This is a genomic window from Phyllobacterium bourgognense, assembly GCF_003337575.1.
Classification (GTDB): domain Bacteria; phylum Pseudomonadota; class Alphaproteobacteria; order Rhizobiales; family Rhizobiaceae; genus Phyllobacterium; species Phyllobacterium bourgognense.
Map to the genome: position 1 here is coordinate 46650 of NZ_QPJM01000010.1, position 18514 is coordinate 65163.

General features: G+C 56.6%; 22 protein-coding genes. 6 read left to right on the top strand and 16 right to left on the bottom strand.

Annotated features, from left to right (window positions below; genetic code table 11):
* Positions 1 to 9: 9 nt before the first annotated feature.
* From C7476_RS17125 to C7476_RS17155, 7 genes are all read right to left on the bottom strand, one after another.
* Positions 10 to 732, bottom strand: a complete 723-nt coding sequence (locus tag C7476_RS17125; protein ID WP_114431116.1) for a response regulator transcription factor — start codon at positions 730 to 732, stop codon at positions 10 to 12.
* A complete protein-coding gene (locus tag C7476_RS17130) occupies positions 729 to 3434 on the bottom strand; it encodes a sensor histidine kinase (RefSeq protein WP_114431117.1) in 2706 nt (901 codons plus the stop codon). The genes C7476_RS17125 and C7476_RS17130 overlap by 4 nt, the downstream gene beginning before the upstream one ends.
* A gap of 59 nt (positions 3435 to 3493) precedes the next feature.
* Positions 3494 to 4063, bottom strand: a complete 570-nt coding sequence (gene kdpC / locus C7476_RS17135) for a potassium-transporting ATPase subunit KdpC (protein ID WP_114431118.1) — start codon at positions 4061 to 4063, stop codon at positions 3494 to 3496.
* Positions 4064 to 4075: 12 nt separating this feature from the next.
* Positions 4076 to 6169, bottom strand: a complete 2094-nt coding sequence (kdpB, locus tag C7476_RS17140) for a potassium-transporting ATPase subunit KdpB (RefSeq protein WP_114431119.1) — start codon at positions 6167 to 6169, stop codon at positions 4076 to 4078.
* The gene (locus C7476_RS17145) at positions 6166 to 6351 is read right to left on the bottom strand and encodes a hypothetical protein (protein WP_114431120.1); all 186 of its coding nucleotides are present in this window, start codon (positions 6349 to 6351) and stop codon (positions 6166 to 6168) included. The genes kdpB and C7476_RS17145 overlap by 4 nt, the downstream gene beginning before the upstream one ends.
* Positions 6351 to 8054, bottom strand: a complete 1704-nt coding sequence (gene kdpA / locus C7476_RS17150; protein WP_114431121.1) for a potassium-transporting ATPase subunit KdpA — start codon at positions 8052 to 8054, stop codon at positions 6351 to 6353. The genes C7476_RS17145 and kdpA overlap by 1 nt, the downstream gene beginning before the upstream one ends.
* Before the next feature lie 173 nt (positions 8055 to 8227).
* Positions 8228 to 8317: a K(+)-transporting ATPase subunit F gene (locus C7476_RS17155; protein WP_100003438.1), complete on the bottom strand. Its 90-nt coding sequence runs from the start codon at positions 8315 to 8317 to the stop codon at positions 8228 to 8230.
* Positions 8318 to 8705: 388 nt separating this feature from the next.
* On the opposite strand from C7476_RS17155, the gene C7476_RS17160 reads away from it, so the two are divergent.
* Entirely contained in the window at positions 8706 to 10040 is a 1335-nt protein-coding gene (locus C7476_RS17160) for a PQQ-dependent sugar dehydrogenase (protein ID WP_114431122.1), read from the top strand.
* Between the two features lie 51 nt (positions 10041 to 10091).
* Entirely contained in the window at positions 10092 to 10244 is a 153-nt protein-coding gene (locus C7476_RS28200) for a hypothetical protein (RefSeq protein ID WP_181872483.1), read from the top strand.
* A 3-nt stretch (positions 10245 to 10247) separates the two neighbouring features.
* Here C7476_RS28200 and C7476_RS17165 read toward each other — a convergent pair whose 3' ends face one another.
* Together C7476_RS17165 and C7476_RS17170 are read right to left on the bottom strand one after the other, a co-directional pair.
* Positions 10248 to 10880, bottom strand: coding sequence for a UdgX family uracil-DNA binding protein (locus C7476_RS17165; RefSeq protein WP_114431123.1), 633 nt, complete (start codon positions 10878 to 10880; stop codon positions 10248 to 10250).
* 17 nt (positions 10881 to 10897) lie between these two features.
* Positions 10898 to 11212 (bottom strand): hypothetical protein, encoded by a 315-nt coding sequence (locus tag C7476_RS17170; RefSeq protein ID WP_114431223.1) that lies wholly within the window; start codon positions 11210 to 11212, stop codon positions 10898 to 10900.
* A gap of 165 nt (positions 11213 to 11377) precedes the next feature.
* Between C7476_RS17170 and C7476_RS17175 the strand changes: the two genes are divergently transcribed.
* Both C7476_RS17175 and C7476_RS17180 read left to right on the top strand, forming a co-directional pair.
* Positions 11378 to 11713 carry a DUF427 domain-containing protein gene (locus tag C7476_RS17175; RefSeq protein ID WP_114431124.1) on the top strand — a complete coding sequence of 112 codons (336 nt, stop codon included), beginning with the start codon at positions 11378 to 11380 and terminating at the stop codon, positions 11711 to 11713.
* A 21-nt stretch (positions 11714 to 11734) separates the two neighbouring features.
* Positions 11735 to 12019 (top strand): DUF3175 domain-containing protein, encoded by a 285-nt coding sequence (locus C7476_RS17180; protein ID WP_114431125.1) that lies wholly within the window; start codon positions 11735 to 11737, stop codon positions 12017 to 12019.
* Positions 12020 to 12425: 406 nt separating this feature from the next.
* On the opposite strand, the gene C7476_RS17190 is transcribed toward C7476_RS17180, so the two are convergent.
* Complete coding sequence (locus tag C7476_RS17190) at positions 12426 to 13031, bottom strand: flavodoxin family protein (protein ID WP_114431127.1); 606 nt, start codon at positions 13029 to 13031, stop codon at positions 12426 to 12428.
* Between the two features lie 9 nt (positions 13032 to 13040).
* A complete protein-coding gene (locus C7476_RS17195) occupies positions 13041 to 14030 on the bottom strand; it encodes an SDR family oxidoreductase (protein WP_114431128.1) in 990 nt (329 codons plus the stop codon).
* Between the two features lie 123 nt (positions 14031 to 14153).
* On the opposite strand from C7476_RS17195, the gene C7476_RS17200 reads away from it, so the two are divergent.
* Together C7476_RS17200 and C7476_RS17205 are read left to right on the top strand one after the other, a co-directional pair.
* Entirely contained in the window at positions 14154 to 14507 is a 354-nt protein-coding gene (locus C7476_RS17200; protein WP_114431129.1) for an antibiotic biosynthesis monooxygenase family protein, read from the top strand.
* Positions 14504 to 14914 carry a gamma-glutamylcyclotransferase family protein gene (locus C7476_RS17205; protein WP_114431130.1) on the top strand — a complete coding sequence of 137 codons (411 nt, stop codon included), beginning with the start codon at positions 14504 to 14506 and terminating at the stop codon, positions 14912 to 14914. Before C7476_RS17200 ends, C7476_RS17205 begins: the two co-directional genes overlap by 4 nt.
* 15 nt (positions 14915 to 14929) lie before the next feature.
* Here the strand turns inward: C7476_RS17205 and C7476_RS17210 are convergent, their stop codons facing one another.
* From C7476_RS17210 to pstB, 5 genes are all read right to left on the bottom strand, one after another.
* A complete protein-coding gene (locus tag C7476_RS17210; RefSeq protein WP_342633349.1) occupies positions 14930 to 15538 on the bottom strand; it encodes a cysteine hydrolase family protein in 609 nt (202 codons plus the stop codon).
* Positions 15539 to 15591: 53 nt separating this feature from the next.
* Entirely contained in the window at positions 15592 to 16083 is a 492-nt protein-coding gene (locus C7476_RS17215) for a YciE/YciF ferroxidase family protein (RefSeq protein WP_114431131.1), read from the bottom strand.
* Between the two features lie 134 nt (positions 16084 to 16217).
* Complete coding sequence (gene phoB, locus C7476_RS17220; protein ID WP_181872484.1) at positions 16218 to 16904, bottom strand: phosphate regulon transcriptional regulator PhoB; 687 nt, start codon at positions 16902 to 16904, stop codon at positions 16218 to 16220.
* A gap of 13 nt (positions 16905 to 16917) precedes the next feature.
* Entirely contained in the window at positions 16918 to 17649 is a 732-nt protein-coding gene (gene phoU / locus C7476_RS17225; RefSeq protein WP_112523958.1) for a phosphate signaling complex protein PhoU, read from the bottom strand.
* Positions 17650 to 17671: 22 nt separating this feature from the next.
* Positions 17672 to 18445 carry a phosphate ABC transporter ATP-binding protein PstB gene (gene pstB, locus C7476_RS17230; RefSeq protein ID WP_245426403.1) on the bottom strand — a complete coding sequence of 258 codons (774 nt, stop codon included), beginning with the start codon at positions 18443 to 18445 and terminating at the stop codon, positions 17672 to 17674.
* Positions 18446 to 18514: the final 69 nt, after the last annotated feature.

The following is an 18514-nucleotide window of genomic DNA, read 5'->3' on the forward strand; positions in this document are numbered from 1 at the left end:
GGCGATTTCTCATTCAATCTCGGTAGCTTGCGCGGGTGTCCACTCTACTTCCCTCAGGCGATAGCCGACGCCGGTCTCGGTCGTGATATATTGCGGTTGATCGGGCAACCGCTCGATCTTCTGCCGGAGTTGCCGCACGTAAACGCGCAGATACTGCACGTCCGTCGAACCTCCCCATACCTGCGCCAGCAGAAACCGGTGCGTCAAAGCCTTGCCCGCGTGCTGTACGAGGACTCGCAGGATCTCATACTCCTTTGGCGACAGCTTCACCTCTTTGCCATCGACCTTGACGATGCGTTTTACCAGGTCAACCGAAAGCCCGCCCGTCTCGAAAATGGGCCTCTCGCCCTGTTGTTGCAACCTGTGCCGCAAAGCGACATGTATGCGAGCGACGAGTTCATTCATGCCGAACGGCTTGGTGATGTAATCATCAGCGCCAAGCTCCAGCGCCTGCACGATTCCGCCTTCGTCCGTCCGACTCGAAAGAATGACCACAGGCAGACCCGAACCCTCATCGCGCCAGCGGCGTAGCAGTTCATAACCGGACAGGTCCGGCAGTCCAAGATCGAGCACAATCAGATCCGGTTGCATCAGGGCTATCTGTTCGATCGCGGCGGTGGCGTTCGTAGCCTCGACAACACTGTAGCCCTGCGTGCTGAGGCCGAGCCGGAGCAACTTGCGGATGGGTGGCTCGTCATCCACAACCAGGATCTTTACACTCGAATTTGTCATGTGAGTTCTTCCAGGTTGGGGGCCTCCTTCGGAACAGGCATCCTGATCGTGAAGATAGTACCCGACCGGTCGATCCGCCTTTCCGCTTTAATGGTGCCTCCCATAGCTTCTATGAAGCCGCGTGATATCGACAGGCCCAGGCCCGTACCGGCCGTGACCTGATCGCCCTTGTGTACGCGATAGAACGTATCAAACACCCGTTCCAGATCGTCGGCGGGAATGCCCGGCCCCTCATCGACGACCTGCAGGATTACCCAGTCATCATCGGTCCAGGCCCGAATTTGCAGCAACGAACCTTTCGGGGCATATTTGGAAGCATTGTCGAGAAGGTTGAACAGTACCTGCTCGAACAGCACCGGATCGACCTTCAGCATCGGCAGGTTGGGCGCAATATCGACCTCGGTCTTGTGCTGCCCGATGATCTTTCTGGCCCGGCTCAGCGCAGTGCCGACAATGTCGCCGACGTAGTGGAACGCGAAATTCGGTTCCATTGCCCCGGATTCGATCCTGGTCATGTCGAGCAGATTGGCAATGAACCGGTTGAGCCGCTCGGACTCGTCGATGACAGTCCCGAGTAGTTCCACCCGCGCCTCAATCGGCAAGGCCGGTGCAAATTCCTTCAAGGTACCTGCCGCGCCCATGATGGCCGCAAGCGGAGTCTTCAGATCGTGCGAGATCGACGTCAGGAGTGCCGAGCGAAGCCGGTCGGCCTCCGCTGCGAGCTTGGCACGGTCGACGTCGGCCACAAGCTGCGTGCGCTCTATGGCAACAGCCGCCTGATCAGCCAGTGCATCGAGCAGGCGTTGCTGCTCCGGTGTGAGCAGCGGCCCCTTTTTGTCACTGTCCAGCCCGATGACGCCGACCGCCATGCGTCCTGTCCGCAATGGCAAGTAGAGCCGCTTTGCCCCCGGCAGCGTGTCCGCTCCCCGCCCTGCTGCACGGTTGTTTTCCAAAGCCCAGCGCGCCGCCGCAATGTCCGCATCGTCCAGCGTATCATCAGGCGGATAGCCGGCCTTTACCTCGATTGTCCCATGATCCGGCAGGAGCAGAACCACACGCACTTTCAACATGGATGCGACCTGGAACGCTGTCGCCCACAATACATCATCGAGCGTACCGGTCCCGGCGAGCTTCTTGCTGAAGAGATAGAGATCTTCGGTCGTTCGCGCGCGTTGACGTGCTGCCGAGGCCTGACGCTGGACCCGTGCGGTCAAATTGCTGGCAATGACAGCGACACCAAAGAAGAAGGCTAGCGCGATGACGCTTTCAGGATCGCTAATATTGAGCGTGTAAAGCGGCGGGAGAAAGAAGAAGTTGAGCATCAGGGCGCTAAGAACAGATGCGAACAAAGCCGGCCAGAGTCCGGCCGAAACGGCGGAAGCAAGCACCGCCATGAGAAAGACAAGCGCAATGTTGCGCACGTCAACCACGCTCGAGAGCAAAAGGCCGAATGCGAGTGCTCCGATCACGTAGCCCGTGCTCAAGAGATAGGCTCTGATCCGGACGCTCGCCATCGGCGCCTGCTCGGCGGTCCGCACCGTAGCACCCGCATGCTCTTCGCTTCCCGAGATGACATGGACGCTGATATTGCCGGCCTGGCGGATCAGATCATGAGATACCGACCCTTCAAAGAGTTCGCGCCATTGTGCCTTGTGCGGCTTGCCGATGACAATGTGCGTAACATTGTTTTCCCGGGCGTGACGTGCAATTTCCTCGGCCGCGTCCCGGCCCGGGAGCGTGATCGCATCACCACCCAGCTGGCCGGCAAGGCGCAGCGTAGATGCGATCCGATTCCGATCCGCTTCTGAAAAACGCGTCGAACGATGTGTCTCCACGTTAACAGCTGTCCACGGCGCCCGAAGCCGATCCGCAAGACGGCGGGCATATCTGACAAGTGAAGTACCGCCTGGATGCTCATCGATACAGACGAGAACCCGATCGCCGGCCGCCCAGGGCCCGGATATCGCATTCGCCTGCATATGGGTAAGCAACTGATCATCAACCCGTTGCGCGGTACGCCGCAGGGCAAGCTCGCGCAGGGCAGTCAGATTGCCCGGCGAAAAATAGTTTTCCATGGCGCGCTTGGCGTTGGCGGGAACGTAGACCTTGCCCTCCTGCAGACGCTTGATCAGATCAGCGGGCGTCAGATCGATGATCTCGACCTCATCGGCCTGATCGATGACCAAATCCGGCACTGTTTCGCGCACCCGCACCTTGGTGATTTGCGCCACGACATCATTCAGGCTTTCGACATGCTGGATGTTCATCGTCGAATAGACATCGATGTCGTGTGCCAGGATCTCCTGCACATCCATGTACCGCTTCGGGTGGCGCGTACCTGGAGCGTTCGTATGTGCGAGTTCATCAACCAGAACGAGGCTTGGCCGGCGTGCGAGGATCCCATCGAGGTCCATCTCCTGGAGATAATGATCCTTGTAGTTGATCTGAGTGCGCGCGATGACTTCGAAACCGTTAACCAGCGCCTGTGTCTCTTTGCGGCCATGCGTCTCCACGACGCCGATCACCACATCTTTGCCATCTGCAAGTGCCGCTCGGCCAGCCATCAGCATTTCATAGGTTTTGCCCACACCGGGTGCCGCCCCGAGAAAAATCTTCAGCCGTCCTCGCGTCTCGCGCTCCGCATTTTCAAGGAGTGCATCGGGTGATGGTCTCCTGTCGGTGTCGCGGCTGTCAGTGGGCATTGTGGGCCTCTCATGCCAGAGCCGGGGTTTGCGGTTGCAGATCCCCGGCACGCATTCAACTACTGTGTCGTCAGGCCATCAAGTGCCTGGTTCAGCGCCAGCACATTCACCACCGGCTCCCCCATGAAATCGAGCTCGCGGCCCTGGACGTTCTGATCGACCAACTGGCGGATGCGGGTTTCATCTATACCACGCGCCTTGGCGACGCGCGGTACCTGAAAATAGGCTCCTTCCGGCGAGACGTGCGGATCCAGACCACTAGCTGAGGTGGTAACGAGATCCATCGGCACTGGAGTATTCGGGTTGGTTGCCTGCAAGGCGGCAAGATCCGTCTTGATACGATCGATCAATTTCGGATTTGTCGGTCCAAGATTGGACCCACTGGACGCCGCGGCATTGTACCCGTCACCCGCAGCAGATGGCCTGCCGTGGAAGTACTTGTCGGCGGCGAAGGCCTGACCGATCAGTTCGGAACCGATGACGGTACCGTTCTTCTCGATGAGGCTGCCATTGGCCTGCCGCGGGAACAGGACCTGAGCGATGCCGGTCATGCCCAAAGGATAGATAAGGCCGGTTATGACCGTGAAGGCGATGATCATGATAATCGCGGGTTTGAGTTGTTTTAACATTGGAATAATCCTTTACGCCAAGCCGAGGCTTGTGATGAACACGTCGATAGCTTTGATGCCGACGAAGGGGACAATGACGCCGCCGAGGCCATAAATCAGAAGGTTGCGCCTCAGCAGTGAGCCAGCACCGACAGCCCGGTATTTGACGCCTTTCAGCGACAACGGGATAAGCGCGACGATGATGAGTGCATTGAAGATGATGGCCGACAGGATGGCGCTCTGGGGTGTCTGCAGTCCCATGATATTGAGTGCGCCAAGCTGCGGATAAAACGCTAGGAACATCGCCGGAATAATGGCGAAGTATTTGGCGATATCATTGGCAATCGAGAAGGTCGTCAACGCACCGCGGGTCATCAGCAACTGCTTGCCGATGCCGACGATCTCGATCAGCTTGGTAGGATCGCTGTCCAGATCGACCATGTTGCCAGCTTCGCGGGCTGCAACAGTACCGGTGTTCATGGCGACACCCACATCTGCCTGGGCGAGTGCCGGGGCATCATTGGTACCGTCACCGCACATGGCCACAAGCTTGCCCTTCGACTGCTCATTGCGGATCAGCGTGAGCTTGTTTTCCGGCGTCGCCTGCGCGAGGAAATCGTCGACGCCGGCTTCCGCTGCAATGGCAGCAGCGGTAAGCGGGTTGTCGCCGGTGATCATCACGGTGCGGATGCCCATGCGGCGCAGCTCGGCGAAACGTTCGCGAATGCCGCCCTTGACGATATCCTTCAAGTATATGATGCCAAGCAGCTTGCCATCGCGGACAACCGCGAGCGGAGTGCCGCCACCCTTGGCGATCTGGTCGGCGATAGCCTGCAGATCACGAATGGTCTCGGCCGTGGCGCGTGTCGCAACAACGGTTCCGCCAGCTCCGGGCGTCGCAAGCGACATCTGATTGGCATAGGTAAGAACAGCGTCGACGGCGCCCTTGCGGATCGATGAGCCATCGATATCGACACCGCTCATACGGCTCTGTGCGGTGAAGGGCACAAAGGTCGCATGCAGTGTCTGCATGTCCCGGGCTCGTATGCCGTATTTTTCCTTGGCCAGTACGACGATCGAGCGCCCTTCCGGGGTTTCGTCCGCCAGCGAAGCAAGCTGTGCGGCATCGGCAAGCTCCTGTTCCGATACGCCCTTGACGGGCAAGAACTCGGTCGCCTGACGATTGCCGAAGGTGATCGTGCCGGTCTTGTCGAGGAGCAGCGTATCGACGTCGCCCGCTGCTTCAACGGCGCGCCCAGACATTGCCAGCACATTGAACTGGATAAGACGATCCATGCCCGCGATACCGATCGCCGACAGCAATGCGCCGATCGTCGTCGGGATCAGCGTCACGAACAGGGCAACAAGAACGACGACCGGGATGGCGCCGCCTGCATAGGAGGCAAAGCTCGGAATTGTCGCCGTAGCAAGAACGAAGATCAGCGTCATGCCTGCAAGAAGGATATTGAGCGCGATCTCATTTGGCGTCTTCTGGCGCTCGGCACCTTCGACGAGTGCGATCATCCGGTCGATGAAGGTCGAACCTGCGGCTGCGGTAATGCGAACGCGCAGCCAATCGGACAGGACCTGCGTACCACCGGTCACAGCAGAACGGTCACCGCCGGACTCGCGAATGACGGGAGCGGACTCGCCGGTAATAGCCGATTCATTGACCGAGGCGATACCTTCGACAACCTCGCCGTCAGACGGGATGATGTCACCTGCATCGACGAGGACGATGTCGCCAACCTTCAGGCTCGCGCCCGGCACCAGCTCGAAATTGGTGCGGTCATCGCCGGAAAGAAGCTTCGCCTGGGTTTCGGTCCGCGCCTTGCGCAACGAATCTGCCTGCGCTTTGCCGCGCCCCTCGGCCACGGCTTCAGCGAAGTTGGCAAAGAGCACGGTGAACCACAACCAGATGATGATCTGGAAGGAGAAACCGAGGCTCTGTCCGCCAGTTGCAATGTCCTTGACGAAAAGCACGGTCGTCAGGGCTGAAACCACGGCGACGACGAACATCACAGGGTTTCGGATGAGGCTGCGCGGGTTCAGCTTTTTGAAAGCGCCACCGATAGCAGGTACCAAGATGGATGAGTCCATGAGACTCGCTGATTTGGACTGGCTCATTTGAGACTCCAGTTGTGAATGTGGATAAACCCGTATGCGGCGAGCCAGACGAACAACATTATCAGCGTCACGCCGAGAATGATGTCGGAAGCGCGCACACGCTTTTCTGCTCCCCGCGCCAAATTTCCAGCGCGGGACTTGAGATTGAATTGCAGGTATCCGTTACGCATGGCGGGGGCCATCAGAATGTCTGCCCGAGGCCGATGGCGAGATGCTCGACGATCGGGCCGACTGCCAGCGCCGGGAAGAAAGTGAGACCGCCGACAATCAGGATGACACCGACGAGCAGACCAACAAACAGGCCGCCGTGGGTCGGAAAGGTACCCGCGGATTCCGGAACGGTTTTCTTGGCAACCAGCGAACCGGCGATCGCCAAGGCTGGAATGATGACAAAGAAACGGCCCATCCACATCCCGATACCGAGCGTAATGTTGTACCAGGGTGTGTTACCCGTAAGGCCACCGAAGGCCGAACCGTTGTTCGCCGCTGCAGAGGTATAGGCGTACAGTATCTCCGAGAAGCCATGCGGACCGGCGTTAGCAATGGAAGCCACAGCGGAAGGCAGAACGCTGGCTATGGCCGTGAAGCCCAGCATCGCCAAAGGCAGTACCAGAACGGCCAGCATGGCCATCTTGACCTCCTTGGCCTCGATCTTCTTGCCAAGATATTCCGGCGTGCGGCCGACCATCAGACCAGCCACGAAGACTGCAATGATGACGTAGAGCAGGATACCATAGAGACCGGCACCAACGCCGCCGACAATCACTTCACCCAGCATCATGTTGATGAGGGGGATCATGCCACTGATCGCCATGAAGCTGTCATGCATCGCATTGACCGCACCGCAGGAGGCGGCTGTCGTAATGACCGCGAATAGTGCCGACAAGGCTATGCCGAAGCGTGTCTCCTTGCCTTCCATATTGCCGCCATCAATTCCGAGAGCATGGACCAGCGGATTGCCGGCGGCCTCACCCCAGTAGCAGACGATCACACCCGCCAGGAACATCACGCCCATGGCAGTAAAGATCGCCCAGCCTTGACGCTGGTTACCAGCCATGCGGCCGAACACATTGGTCAAAGCCGCGCCGATCGCAAAGATCGTAACCATCTGGATAAGGTTCGAGATGGCATCGGGATTTTCGAAAGGATGCGCCGAATTCACGTTAAAGAAGCCGCCGCCATTGGTGCCGAGCATCTTGATCGCAAGCTGCGAAGCAACCGGACCGACGGCGATCGTCTGCTTGGCGCCTTCCAGCGTCGTGGCATCCACATAAGTTCCAAGCGTTTGCGGAACGCCGAGATAGACGTAGATCAACGTCAGCACTATGCAGATGGGCAGGAGAATATAGAGCGTGCATCTGGTCAGATCGATCCAGAAGTTGCCGATCGACCGGCCGGAAGCTCTGGTGAAACCGCGGATCAACGCGATCGCGATGGCGATACCGGTTGCTGCCGAGACGAAATTCTGAACGGTAAAGCCTGCCATCTGCACGAGATACGACATCGTGCTTTCGCCGCCGTAATTCTGCCAGTTCGTATTAGTCACGAAGCTGACGGCCGTGTTGAATGCGAGTCCGGGTTCCGTTGCACCCATTCCGGCAGGATTGTAGGGAAGCGCTCCCTGGAACCGCTGGAGGAAATAGAGAACGACAAAGCCGGCCAAGCTGAAGAACAGTAGCGCCGCCGTATAAGTGGTCCAATGCTGCTCCTCGCGTTCGTTTGTGCCGGCTATGCGGTAAAGACCTCGCTCCACGGGAACGAGGATTGGCGAAAGGAATGTGCGATCGCCGTTGAAGACGCGCGTCATGTAGCCGCCGAGCGGTTTCACGAGCACAATGATGATCCCGCAGAAGACGAGGATCTGTATCCAACCGTTGAGAGTCATGGTGTAGCTTTCCGGGCCTTGGCCGGTAGTGCGCTGGAGACCGTTTGAGAATTCAGCTTGTCGAGGGAGCTGGTGCGGTTCTCGAGAACCGACGCAGTGGACTTTCTCGTCCAGAGCACCGGAAGCGCAGAAACCACTGCAGACGTCCATCGGGATGGATTGGCAAAAGGTTCTTAGAAGCGCTCCGGACGAACGAGGGCGTAGGTGAGATAGGCGAGAAGGAACAGGGTCACGGCGCCGCCGAGAATATAGTCGATAGTCATTTTCCGTTCCTTCAGGTCACAGCCTGTCGCAGGCTTTGGTGTAAGCCAGCGAAAGCACGAGGAACAAAATACCTATCCCAAGAACAGCAATGTCCATCGATAGAACTCCTTATTGATGCATGAATGGTCCAATCAGATGGGGCGGTGGCAACACTGCCAAGCTCGCTGATCGCGGCGGAATATGGCTCAGAACGCCATAAAAGTTCGAGACGGGACAAAGGGAGAAGAAATAAAAAAACTATAAGGATTTGAAATCTATTGAGGCTGGACCCAAGAGGCCTCTCGTTGGTCAGGGCACGAGTTTCGCAAGTTTACCGCATCGCTTACGGCAACTTTGCTCATTGTCGTGCGTTGCACAACTTCAGGGTCTCCATTTCAAGGATCAGCCATGAAAACTGCATTTCTCATTATCGGGGCATTGCTGGTGCTCGCACTGCTCGCAGCGGCGGGCGTCTATTTCTATTCGCGAGAGACCGCGACCGTACCCATCGAACAAGGATATGGCCCCGACCCGACTCTGCCACCGCCGAACCCCAAACCTATCGCAACGGTCAACATCGCCGAGGCTTCCGCTTGGCCGGAAGGCAAAACGCCGGCAGTGGCAGCAGGGATGAAAGTTGCTGCCTTCGCAAAAGACCTTGATCATCCACGCTGGCTGCATGTCCTGCCCAATGGCGATGTGCTTGTAGCTGAAACCAATGCGCCGCCGCGGCAGAACCGGTCCTTCAGCATCCGCAGTTGGGTCGAAGGCCTCATCATGGGCAGGGCGGGTGCGGGGGTGACAAGCGCGAACCGGATCACGCTACTGCGCGACGCCGACAATGACGGCGTGGCCGAGATGAAGGAAACCTTTCTTGAGAACCTGAATTCGCCCTTTGGAATGGCCCTTTCTCGTGGCAAGCTTTATGTCGCCAATACTGATGCGATCGTTGCTTATCCCTATAGCGATGGCGAGATAAAGGTTACAGCGGCACCCGAAAAGATCGCGAATCTGCCGGGTGGGCCGATCAATCATCACTGGACGAAAGATGTGATTGCCAGCCCCGACGGGACGAAGCTCTATGCGACGGTCGGATCGAACAGCAATGTCGGCGAGAACGGTATCGATGCAGAAGCCAACCGGGCTGCCGTCCTCGAGATTGATCTGAACACGAAGAAAACCAGGCTTTTTGCGTGGGGTCTGCGAAACCCGAACGGATTATCCTGGAACCCCGACAGTGGCGCACTCTGGGTCGCTGTCAATGAGCGCGACGAGATCGGCAGCGATCTTGTTCCGGACTATATGACGTCGGTTAAGGATGGCGGATTTTATGGCTGGCCATACAGCTATTATGGCCAGAATGTCGATGCGCGGGTCAGCCCGCAAAACCCGGAGCTTGTAGCCAAGGCGATCAAGCCGGACTATGCACTTGGACCACATACGGCTTCGCTGGGTTTGACCTTCTATACGGGTTCACTGTTTGGCCCTGAATACAAGAACGGCGCGTTTGTCGGCCAGCACGGCTCTTGGAACCGCAAGCCCCGCAGCGGATATAAGGTTATCTTTGTTCCGTTCAGCAATGGCAAACCAAATGGACCCCCGCAAGATATACTGACAGGTTTTGTCGATGGCGATAAGGCTCTCGGTCGACCAGTAGGCGTCGCCATCGACAAGGCCGGCGCTCTTCTGGTGGCAGATGATGTTGGCAACACTGTTTGGCGGGTCACACCCTCCACACCTTAATCGGGAACCTATTGTGCGCTCGTCGGTTAGAGCCGAAACAGGAGTGCAATCATGGCTGAGTATTCATGGCTTCTGGTACTGATTGGTGGGCCCTTCATATTGGGCCTGTTACTGGCGCTCGGAATGAGACAGCGCCGGCTGAGCCGTTATGAACGGGAAGCTCGCGATCGGGCCACTGATCGCATCTATCATGAAGAGTCGTAACGGCTAGTGGATCGAGAGAAACTTCCTTATTTCCGTCAGATCGCGGATGAATTCGCGCGTTTCGATATCTGCTTGATCCCTGTCACGTAGTCTCAGAATGTATGAGGGATGTATGGTGACCAGCACCGGCGGCAGTCCATCGGAATGAAATATTCTGCGCCGGTCCCTCGTTATCCGAACTGAGCTGCCGATTAGACAGTTGGCAGCCGTAGCTCCCAACGCAACGACTATTTTCGGCTTGATAAGCTCCAACTCGCTTCTGAGCCACCATGAGCAAATTCGTATCTCGCCGGCGTTCGGCTTGGAGTGCAGTCGGCGCTTGCCCCGCGGCTCGAATTTGAAATGCTTGACGGTATTGGTGACATAACAGCGATCGCGCTCGATACCGGCTTCGGCCAGGGATTTATCGAGCACACCGCCGGCTGGCCCCACAAACGGACGGCCGGCAAGGTCCTCCTTGTCACCCGGCTGTTCGCCGACGAGGACGGTTTCCGCATCTCTCGAACCCTCGCCAAATACCGTTTGAGTGGCATTTTTATAAAGATCGCACCGCGTGCACCGCTCTGCCTCAGATTTGAGTTCGCTCAAGGAATGTGCGGTGGAGCCTTCGTCCCCCAAAAGATAAGGCTTGTCCATAACGATCCATCCGGCGTCTATCTGCGAACGATTTCGTGAAATTCGTCGCGTTGGCCTGGCGTATCCTCCGCAACCACGAGACCGAGGCCGCTCTGATCGAACAATGTGAACCACTCATCCCATTCGACCAGGCGCGGCCCGCCCAAATCCTCAGGACGATCGGCGCCCTGGCGATCATCATCCTCATAGGCATGCTGACCGAACTGGATGGAAAGCACAGGTTCGTCGCTGCCGATGAGCTCCTCGGGATCGCGAATTGCCGGTATGCCAGATCGCGCCGCTGCCCAGTCCCTTATCTCCTGATGATCCGTAAGTAATCTGGTCTCCGCCATTGGGTATTTCTCCTTGCCTTTTTTAACGCGCTCAGAATGCCGAAGTTCCGTAGGAATGGCCTCTGCTGGATTGTTCATTTTTTCAATTCACCGGGAACATTTTGCTTCCTTGCGTCTTGAGACTCGACGAAGCTCCGGTCATTCAATTGCGAAAAGGAACCGACCATGGATAGCGGCATCACGATCAAACCATATTCTCACCCCGTGACGGTACGATTCCACGATGTCGTTATAGCTTCGACGGAACGGGCATTGGAACTACTGGAGCCCGGGCACAATCCCATTCTCTATATTCCTTTCGACGATATCTATTTCGCTCATCTGGAAAAGACCGAGACCAGCACGAAATGCCCGTGGAAGGGAACCGCATCCTACTGGCGGGTCACAGGTCAGGGCGAGTCCGCCAAAGATGCCATGTGGGCCTATGAAGACCCTAAACCGGACGTCGGTGCAATCCGGGGTCATGGGGCATTCGATCCGCAGAAAGTAACATTCGAGTGAACAGCCTTTGGAGGTTTAAAAATGGCCGGGAAGCCAAAAGAGAAATGGTCAAAGGATGTCACCGAGCATAGTGACGCGCTGGACCTTGAGGCCCATGTCTTCGAGCAGGATGACCCGCACACGATTGCCGTCTCGCTTAAGCGGTCCGCAGAGCAGTCGGAACGACGCAAATCAAGCCCATACCGGTCTGCCACGTCGATGTTGACGTTCTATATTAATCGTGCGGGCCACAATTTGCCCGACAAACAAAAGAATGTATTGGAGCGCGCCAAGGACGAACTAAGGAAGGAATTCGGCCGCACCTGAAGGGCCGTCCGGAGACTTTATTGCTTCTATGTCTACTGGTGGACATACAATTGCGCTTGTCCACAAACGGCGTACTGTTCTTGCGTGAATAACGTAAAAGGGTACGCGGATGGGCCAAAGGCTGGACCACAAATTGGAATGCGCAAACTGTGGTACAATCTATCTGAACATACCGGCAGATGTAGATTCGAACTCGCCGATACACTGTAGTTCCTGCGGCAATTTTCTTGGCTCGTGGGGCGATCTCGAAACCGATTTTGCCCGGCAAGGTGGGCAACACGGTGTCTTCCGTATGGAAAAAGGGGTGATTACCCGGCTTGACGAGCCTGGACAAATTCTTCACGGTCCGGCCAATCAGAACTCGCCCAAACCTCTGAAATCCGACGAAATAATCTAGAGAAAATTTCTATCCCTTGCCGGGATACTGGTTTACAGCCAGCTGTCTGGCCAGATGCGCAGTGTTGCGCGCCAGCATATCAACTGCATTCGTTACAACATCCGGCACTTTCCTGAGATCGGTGAAATCTGTGCGTCCCATGGCTTCACCGACCCAATAGGCAACGGCATTCGGCGCCAATGAGAATCCGACGTCATTGAGCGCCTGAAAAAGCTCGGCGGAGACGTGGTGCGCACCGTCCTCATTGCCAACGACAGCAACCGCCGCAACGCGGCCATAAGACACCATCCTGCCCGCCTCGTCTGTCTCTTCGAGAAAGGCGTCCATACGTTCAAGAGCCCGTTTGCACACACTCGACGGTTGGCCGAGCCAGATCGGCGTTCCCATGACGAGAATGTGCGAACCCAGTATCCGCTTGCGGATGTCCGGCCAGGCATCTCCACTACCTTCATCCGAAGTCACACCCGGCTTGATATTCAGCTCGGCGAGCCGGACGCTGGTTCCCTCGACGTCGTGCTGCTGCAGCGCTTCCAGCACCAAGTCGATCATCCTTTGCGTTGAGGACTCCCCTTCGCTCTTCAACGTGCCATTGAGGGCGAGCGCCTTGAGTTTCATACCGCCCTCCTAATAACCGCCAACTACGGGCAGTATCTCGCCAGTGATGTAGCTTGAGCAATGGGACGACGCCAGAAAGACATAAGCGGGTGCAAGTTCTTCGGGTTGAGCGGGCCGCTTCATCGGCGTATCCGAACCAAATTTCGAAACATCCCCGGCCGCCTTGTCGGCTGGATTGAGCGGCGTCCAGACGGGACCTGGCGCAACGGCGTTGACGCGAATGCCACGGGAAAGCAAGTTTCCTGAAAGCGCCCGGGTGAAGGCGTGAATACCGCCCTTGGTCATGGAATAATCGATGAGATTCTTACTGCCCATAAACCCTGTAACGGAGCCCGTGTTGATGATCGCCGATCCTGGTTTCATCTCGCGCGCTGCCGCCTGGGCAAGAAAGAAATAGCCATAGAGGTTGGTCTTGATCGTTTCGTCAAAGTGCTCTTCAGTCAAATCCTGGAAATCATCGGTGTGCAGCTGGAATGCAGCGTTGTTGACGAGGACGTCGATTTCACCGAAGGTTTTGATCGTCTGTTTAACCGCATCCTCGCAAAAGTCTCGCTTTCGAACATCCCCCGCGATAACGAGACAACGCCCGCCTTCCTTCTCGACCAGTTTCCTTGTCTTGTCCGCATCACGCTCTTCATCGAGATGCACGATGACCACATCGGCGCCTTCACGCGCATAGAGAACAGCAACCGCGCGTCCGATGCCGGAATCGCCGCCCGTGATCAATGCGACTTTGCCATCAAGTTTCTTCGAACCCTCATAGTAGGGCGCATCGTACATCGGCGCTGGCTCTATGGTAGCCTCGATGCCCGGTTTCTTTAAATGCTGTCTTGGAAATGGCGGAACCGGGTAAGCACGGGCGCCAGTTTGCGGCGCTTTTTCCTTAGCAGAACTACCCTTGCGTTCGTCGATCTTATCAATCTGAGCTTGAATTTCACGGTGCCGTTTCGCAGTCGTGTTACCGGCTGTTTCATGGCGTGAAAGATTTCCCTGTGCCATCTGAATCTCCTTCGTCGCTTCTGACCCTAACCCGCAGCATCCCGAATTGTTCCTGACGTAGTGGAGGAACTATCTGCTTGGATCTGGCGTTTTCGACGAACAGCACAACCAAGGGAAAACGAGATGACCAAACGACCGACGATTGCCCGCATTTGGCGTGGCCGAACCCGGCCGGAACACGCGGACGAATACGAGGCCTACAACTACGAAGCCGGCATCAAGCCGCTAATTGAAAAGGCGCTCGGGGTGCAAACCTTACGTGAGGACCGGGAGGACGAGACCGAATTCATGACGATTTCTTATTGGGAGGACGTAGGGTCGATGGCGCGCTTTACCGGAGGTGACCCCAACAGCATCCATCATCTCGCCCGGGATAGTGAATTCCTGATCGAGCTGCCGGTCCATGTACAGGTTCTCCAAATCCGCTCGGCCCACGGCCTGACTGGATTTGGCAAGTTCGTTGCAGAGTTCCAATGAGAATATTCGCTTTCGGTACTTTAAAGAAAGGTTTCCCGCTGCATGCCCATGGTCTGAACGATGCCTTGTTTCTTGGAAACTACCGTACAGTCGAGCGGTTTCCCATGCTCATTGCCGGATCCTGGTTCGCTCCGATGATGCTGGATTTGCCGGGGACCGGTCTTCGTGTCAAAGGCGAACTCTATGACATCGCCGAAAGCCGGTTACCTCTGCTCGACGCCCTCGAATCCGTTGGATTGCCTGGTAATTTTCGCAAGTCGATTAAAATCTGCGACGAGAATGGCAACCAGGCAGGCTGGGCGTTTGCATTCCTCAAATCATCAGATCTCGCCATCCCGGTGCATTCGGGTTACCTGGATGAATATCTGGATGGAAGGTTTGTCCCGCCATGGGAACGGCAGAGATAGAAAAGGCAACAACAGTCAGATTGTCCAGCTGCCGAGAACCATATCGGTCGTGGCCGTTTCGATCTGCTGAGAATATCGCTGATGATAATGCGTCAGCATGGCATCATGCGCTTCATCGGACGAACTGCAGATTGCGTCCGTTACAACGATCACCCTGAAGCCGAAATCGACTGCTCCGAGAACAGTGGAAAGCACGCATACATCAGTCTCCCCGCCCGTGATGACGAGAGTGTCCGTGCGACGCTCGTACAGCTCGGCATAGAGCGAATTGTTATGCCAGGGAGAATACACGCGTTTGTCAAAGACCCGGGCGGGTGGGATGAAACGGGCGAGTTCATCCACAAGCTCAACACTGTGCTCATCCAGTCGGCTCAAGGTCATATCGGCCCAGCGGGTATAATATTTGGACCAAAGACCAGGACCCTCTCCAGGCCTGTCGGCAGGAATGAATCGGGTGAAGATATTTTGTGAAGGGTGCTGCCCGGCTATCAATTCGATATTGGGCAACACCCTTTGGAACCACCCCATCGCCCAAGGGCTATCACCAGAAAAAATGCGCTGCATATCCACGCAGAGATGAACAGCACTTCGACCGATCGGCCCGTATCGCAACCCGGCTGCCACGATGTTCTCCAATAAGAAAACGCTCCGCCCTCAACGGAGCGCTTTGCAGATGGTCAGGCAGCTGCGGCCCGGTTTAGCGAGCCTTCGGCCAGTTTTGACAGTGCTGCGTCGGTGGCGATTTCCTCCTGCAAGGTTGCGCCCAGCAGTTTCTTTGCGTCAGGCATATTCAAATCCCCGGCCCAGCGCGCCAAGGTTCCGTATCGCGCAATCTCATAATGTTCGACAGCCTGCGCTGCGGATGCCAGTCCGGCATCCATCGCAGGTTGACCCTTGAATTCGTCCAGGATTTCCTCGCCCTCGGCGATAATGCCTTCAATCGCCTCGCAGGTCTTGCCCTGTGCACGTTTGCCGAAAATTTCAAAAACCTGTTGCAGACGCTCGACATGAACCTCTGTCTCGTTCCGATGCTTCTCGAAAGCAGCTTTCAGTTGCGGGGACGCAGCACCTCTAGCCATTTTCGGCAGGGCTTTTAGAATCTTGCGCTCGGCGTAGTAGATGTCCTTCAGGGTTTCATGAAAGAGTTTGTCCAGTGTCTTCTCGGCCATTGTAAGACTCCCATTCGTTTGGCGGTTTCGCGATTAAAACGCAATCTGAGCTGCGCAAGTAATCGACCGCGAGAGTAACGAAGGTGTTAGACAATGGTTCCTTGGCCTGGCTGGAAAGATAACCCTGCAATAAATTAGCCGAATGAATATCCTGCGCCGCGCACTGTGCGGATCGGATCGATGGAGCGGCCAATATTGATGGCCTTGCGCAAGCGCCCGACATGCACGTCGACAGTGCGGTCATCCACATAAATGTCGGCGCCCCAGACATTGTCGAGCAGCTGACCGCGCGAAAAGACACGGCCGGGAGATTGCATCAGGAATTCCAGGAGGCGGAATTCCGTCGGACCAAGTTTGAGTTCGCGCTCCTTGCGGTAGACACGGTGTTGTTCGCGGTCGAGCTTGAGATCGCCAAAGCTCAGCACATGCGACAGAAGGCTTGGGTTGACCCGGCGCAGCATGGATTTGATGCGTGCAAGCAGCTCCGGCGTAGAGAACGGCTTGACCATGTAATCATCCGCGCCGGTTGCAAGGCCGCGCACCCGCTCGCTTTCCTCGCCGCGTGCCGTCAGCATGATGATTGGCAGGATTTCCGTTTCGCGGCGGGCTCTCAGCCGCCGGCACAATTCGATGCCGGAAAGGCCTGGCAGCATCCAGTCCAGGATCAGCAGATCCGGCACTTTCTCCCGCAAGGCTATCTCCGCTTCATCGCCGCGTGCGATAGTCTCGACTGAATAGCCTTCAGCTTCAAGATTGTACCTGAGGAGGACGCTCAAGGCTTCCTCGTCTTCCACAACGGTGATTTTGGGAGCTATAGCCATTTTCTACCTTCAATTAGGATGCGAGAGGTTCATCCACCACGATAGTGTGGGATTGATCTTCCTTCGGGCGCTCTGCAGGAAGCTGCGTTCCCGTCACAATATAATAAACTGTCTCCGCAATGTTCGTCGCATGATCGCCGATGCGTTCGATATTCTTGGCACAGAAAAGTAGATGCGTGCAGGCTGAGATATTGCGCGGATCTTCCATCATGTAGGTCAGAAGTTCGCGGAACAATGACGTATAGAGCGCATCGATCTCGTCGTCGCGCTCGCGCACGATGTTGACCTGTGCGACCGACCTTGTTGCATAGGCGTCGAGAACGTCCTTGAGCTGCGTCAAGGCAAGTTCGGCAATGGTCTGCAACCCGCGATAGACGGAGAGCGTCTGCCTGGTATCGGTGACCGCAACCACCCGCTTGGCAATGTTCTTGCCAAGATCGCCGATCCGTTCCAGATCCGATGAAATGCGGATCGTGCCTATGACTTCACGCAGGTCGATCGCCATGGGCTGGCGCTTGCCGATGATGGTAATCGCCTTTTCGTCGATCTCACGTTGACCAGCATCAAGGATCAAATCATCCGAGATCACTCGCTGTGCGAGCGCATTGTCCGAATTGACCATGGCAGCGACGGCCTGTTCAACCATGCGCTCCGCATGCCCGCCCATCTCGGCGATCTTGTGCGTCAGGAATTTCAGTTCTTCGTCGTAGGAACGGACGGTGTGCTGTGCTGTCTGTTCGGTCATGATATCAACCTCTTTCCCGTGATCAGCCGAAGCGTCCGGTGATGTAGTCTTGCGTGCGCTTTTCCGTCGGGCTGGTGAACATCATTTCCGTATCACCTACCTCGACAAGATTGCCCAGATGGAACATCGCCGTACGCTGCGATACGCGTGCCGCCTGTTGCATCGAGTGCGTCACAATGACGATCGTATAATTCTCACGCAATTCGTCGATCAGTTCCTCCACCTTGGCGGTGGCGATGGGATCGAGCGCTGAGCAAGGCTCATCCATCAGGATGACTTCCGGACTAACGGCGATGGCGCGCGCAATGCACAAGCGCTGCTGCTGGCCGCCGGAAAGACCCGTACCCGCTTCGTGCAGGCGATCCTTCACCTCTTCGAACAGACTGGCGCGGCGCAGGCTCTTTTCGACGATTTCATCGAGTTGCTGGCGGTTCTTGGCAAGACCATGAATACGTGGCCCATAAGCCACGTTCTCGAAGATCGACTTCGGGAAGGGGTTGGGCTTCTGGAATACCATGCCGACACGGGCTCTGAGTTCCACCACGTCGATTTTTGGATTGTAGATGTCCTCGTCATCGAGCGTAAGAAGGCCGCCGACCTTGCAGCCTTCGATCGTGTCGTTCATGCGGTTCAGGCTGCGCAGGAAAGTGGACTTGCCGCAGCCCGAGGGGCCGATCAGTGCCGTTACCATCTTCTCCGGCACATCGAGGCTGACACCGAACAGGGCTTGCTTGTCACCATAGTGGACGGTGACGTCCTTGCCCTGCATCTTGATCGCATTTCCCTGGGCGCTCATTTTGTCATTTACCGCTTTTTCGAGATTTCGTTCCGTCATCAGGTTCATAATTAGAGCCTTTCCCGACCC

Excerpts from the sequence above, each read along its gene's own strand:
- C7476_RS17125 (WP_114431116.1), bottom strand. The coding sequence starts at position 732 with ATGACAAATTCGAGTGTAAAGATCCTGGTTGTGGATGACGAGCCACCC.
- C7476_RS17130 (WP_114431117.1), bottom strand. The coding sequence starts at position 3,434 with ATGCCCACTGACAGCCGCGACACCGACAGGAGACCATCACCCGATGCA.
- kdpC (WP_114431118.1), bottom strand. The coding sequence starts at position 4,063 with ATGTTAAAACAACTCAAACCCGCGATTATCATGATCATCGCCTTCACG.
- kdpB (WP_114431119.1), bottom strand. The coding sequence starts at position 6,169 with ATGAGCCAGTCCAAATCAGCGAGTCTCATGGACTCATCCATCTTGGTA.
- C7476_RS17145 (WP_114431120.1), bottom strand. The coding sequence starts at position 6,351 with ATGGCCCCCGCCATGCGTAACGGATACCTGCAATTCAATCTCAAGTCC.
- kdpA (WP_114431121.1), bottom strand. The coding sequence starts at position 8,054 with ATGACTCTCAACGGTTGGATACAGATCCTCGTCTTCTGCGGGATCATC.
- C7476_RS17155 (WP_100003438.1), bottom strand. The coding sequence starts at position 8,317 with ATGACTATCGACTATATTCTCGGCGGCGCCGTGACCCTGTTCCTTCTC.
- C7476_RS17160 (WP_114431122.1), top strand. The coding sequence starts at position 8,706 with ATGAAAACTGCATTTCTCATTATCGGGGCATTGCTGGTGCTCGCACTG.
- C7476_RS28200 (WP_181872483.1), top strand. The coding sequence starts at position 10,092 with ATGGCTGAGTATTCATGGCTTCTGGTACTGATTGGTGGGCCCTTCATA.
- C7476_RS17165 (WP_114431123.1), bottom strand. The coding sequence starts at position 10,880 with ATGGACAAGCCTTATCTTTTGGGGGACGAAGGCTCCACCGCACATTCC.
- C7476_RS17170 (WP_114431223.1), bottom strand. The coding sequence starts at position 11,212 with ATGGCGGAGACCAGATTACTTACGGATCATCAGGAGATAAGGGACTGG.
- C7476_RS17175 (WP_114431124.1), top strand. The coding sequence starts at position 11,378 with ATGGATAGCGGCATCACGATCAAACCATATTCTCACCCCGTGACGGTA.
- C7476_RS17180 (WP_114431125.1), top strand. The coding sequence starts at position 11,735 with ATGGCCGGGAAGCCAAAAGAGAAATGGTCAAAGGATGTCACCGAGCAT.
- C7476_RS17190 (WP_114431127.1), bottom strand. The coding sequence starts at position 13,031 with ATGAAACTCAAGGCGCTCGCCCTCAATGGCACGTTGAAGAGCGAAGGG.
- C7476_RS17195 (WP_114431128.1), bottom strand. The coding sequence starts at position 14,030 with ATGGCACAGGGAAATCTTTCACGCCATGAAACAGCCGGTAACACGACT.
- C7476_RS17200 (WP_114431129.1), top strand. The coding sequence starts at position 14,154 with ATGACCAAACGACCGACGATTGCCCGCATTTGGCGTGGCCGAACCCGG.
- C7476_RS17205 (WP_114431130.1), top strand. The coding sequence starts at position 14,504 with ATGAGAATATTCGCTTTCGGTACTTTAAAGAAAGGTTTCCCGCTGCAT.
- C7476_RS17215 (WP_114431131.1), bottom strand. The coding sequence starts at position 16,083 with ATGGCCGAGAAGACACTGGACAAACTCTTTCATGAAACCCTGAAGGAC.
- phoB (WP_181872484.1), bottom strand. The coding sequence starts at position 16,904 with ATGGCTATAGCTCCCAAAATCACCGTTGTGGAAGACGAGGAAGCCTTG.
- phoU (WP_112523958.1), bottom strand. The coding sequence starts at position 17,649 with ATGACCGAACAGACAGCACAGCACACCGTCCGTTCCTACGACGAAGAA.
- pstB (WP_245426403.1), bottom strand. The coding sequence starts at position 18,445 with ATGAGCGCCCAGGGAAATGCGATCAAGATGCAGGGCAAGGACGTCACC.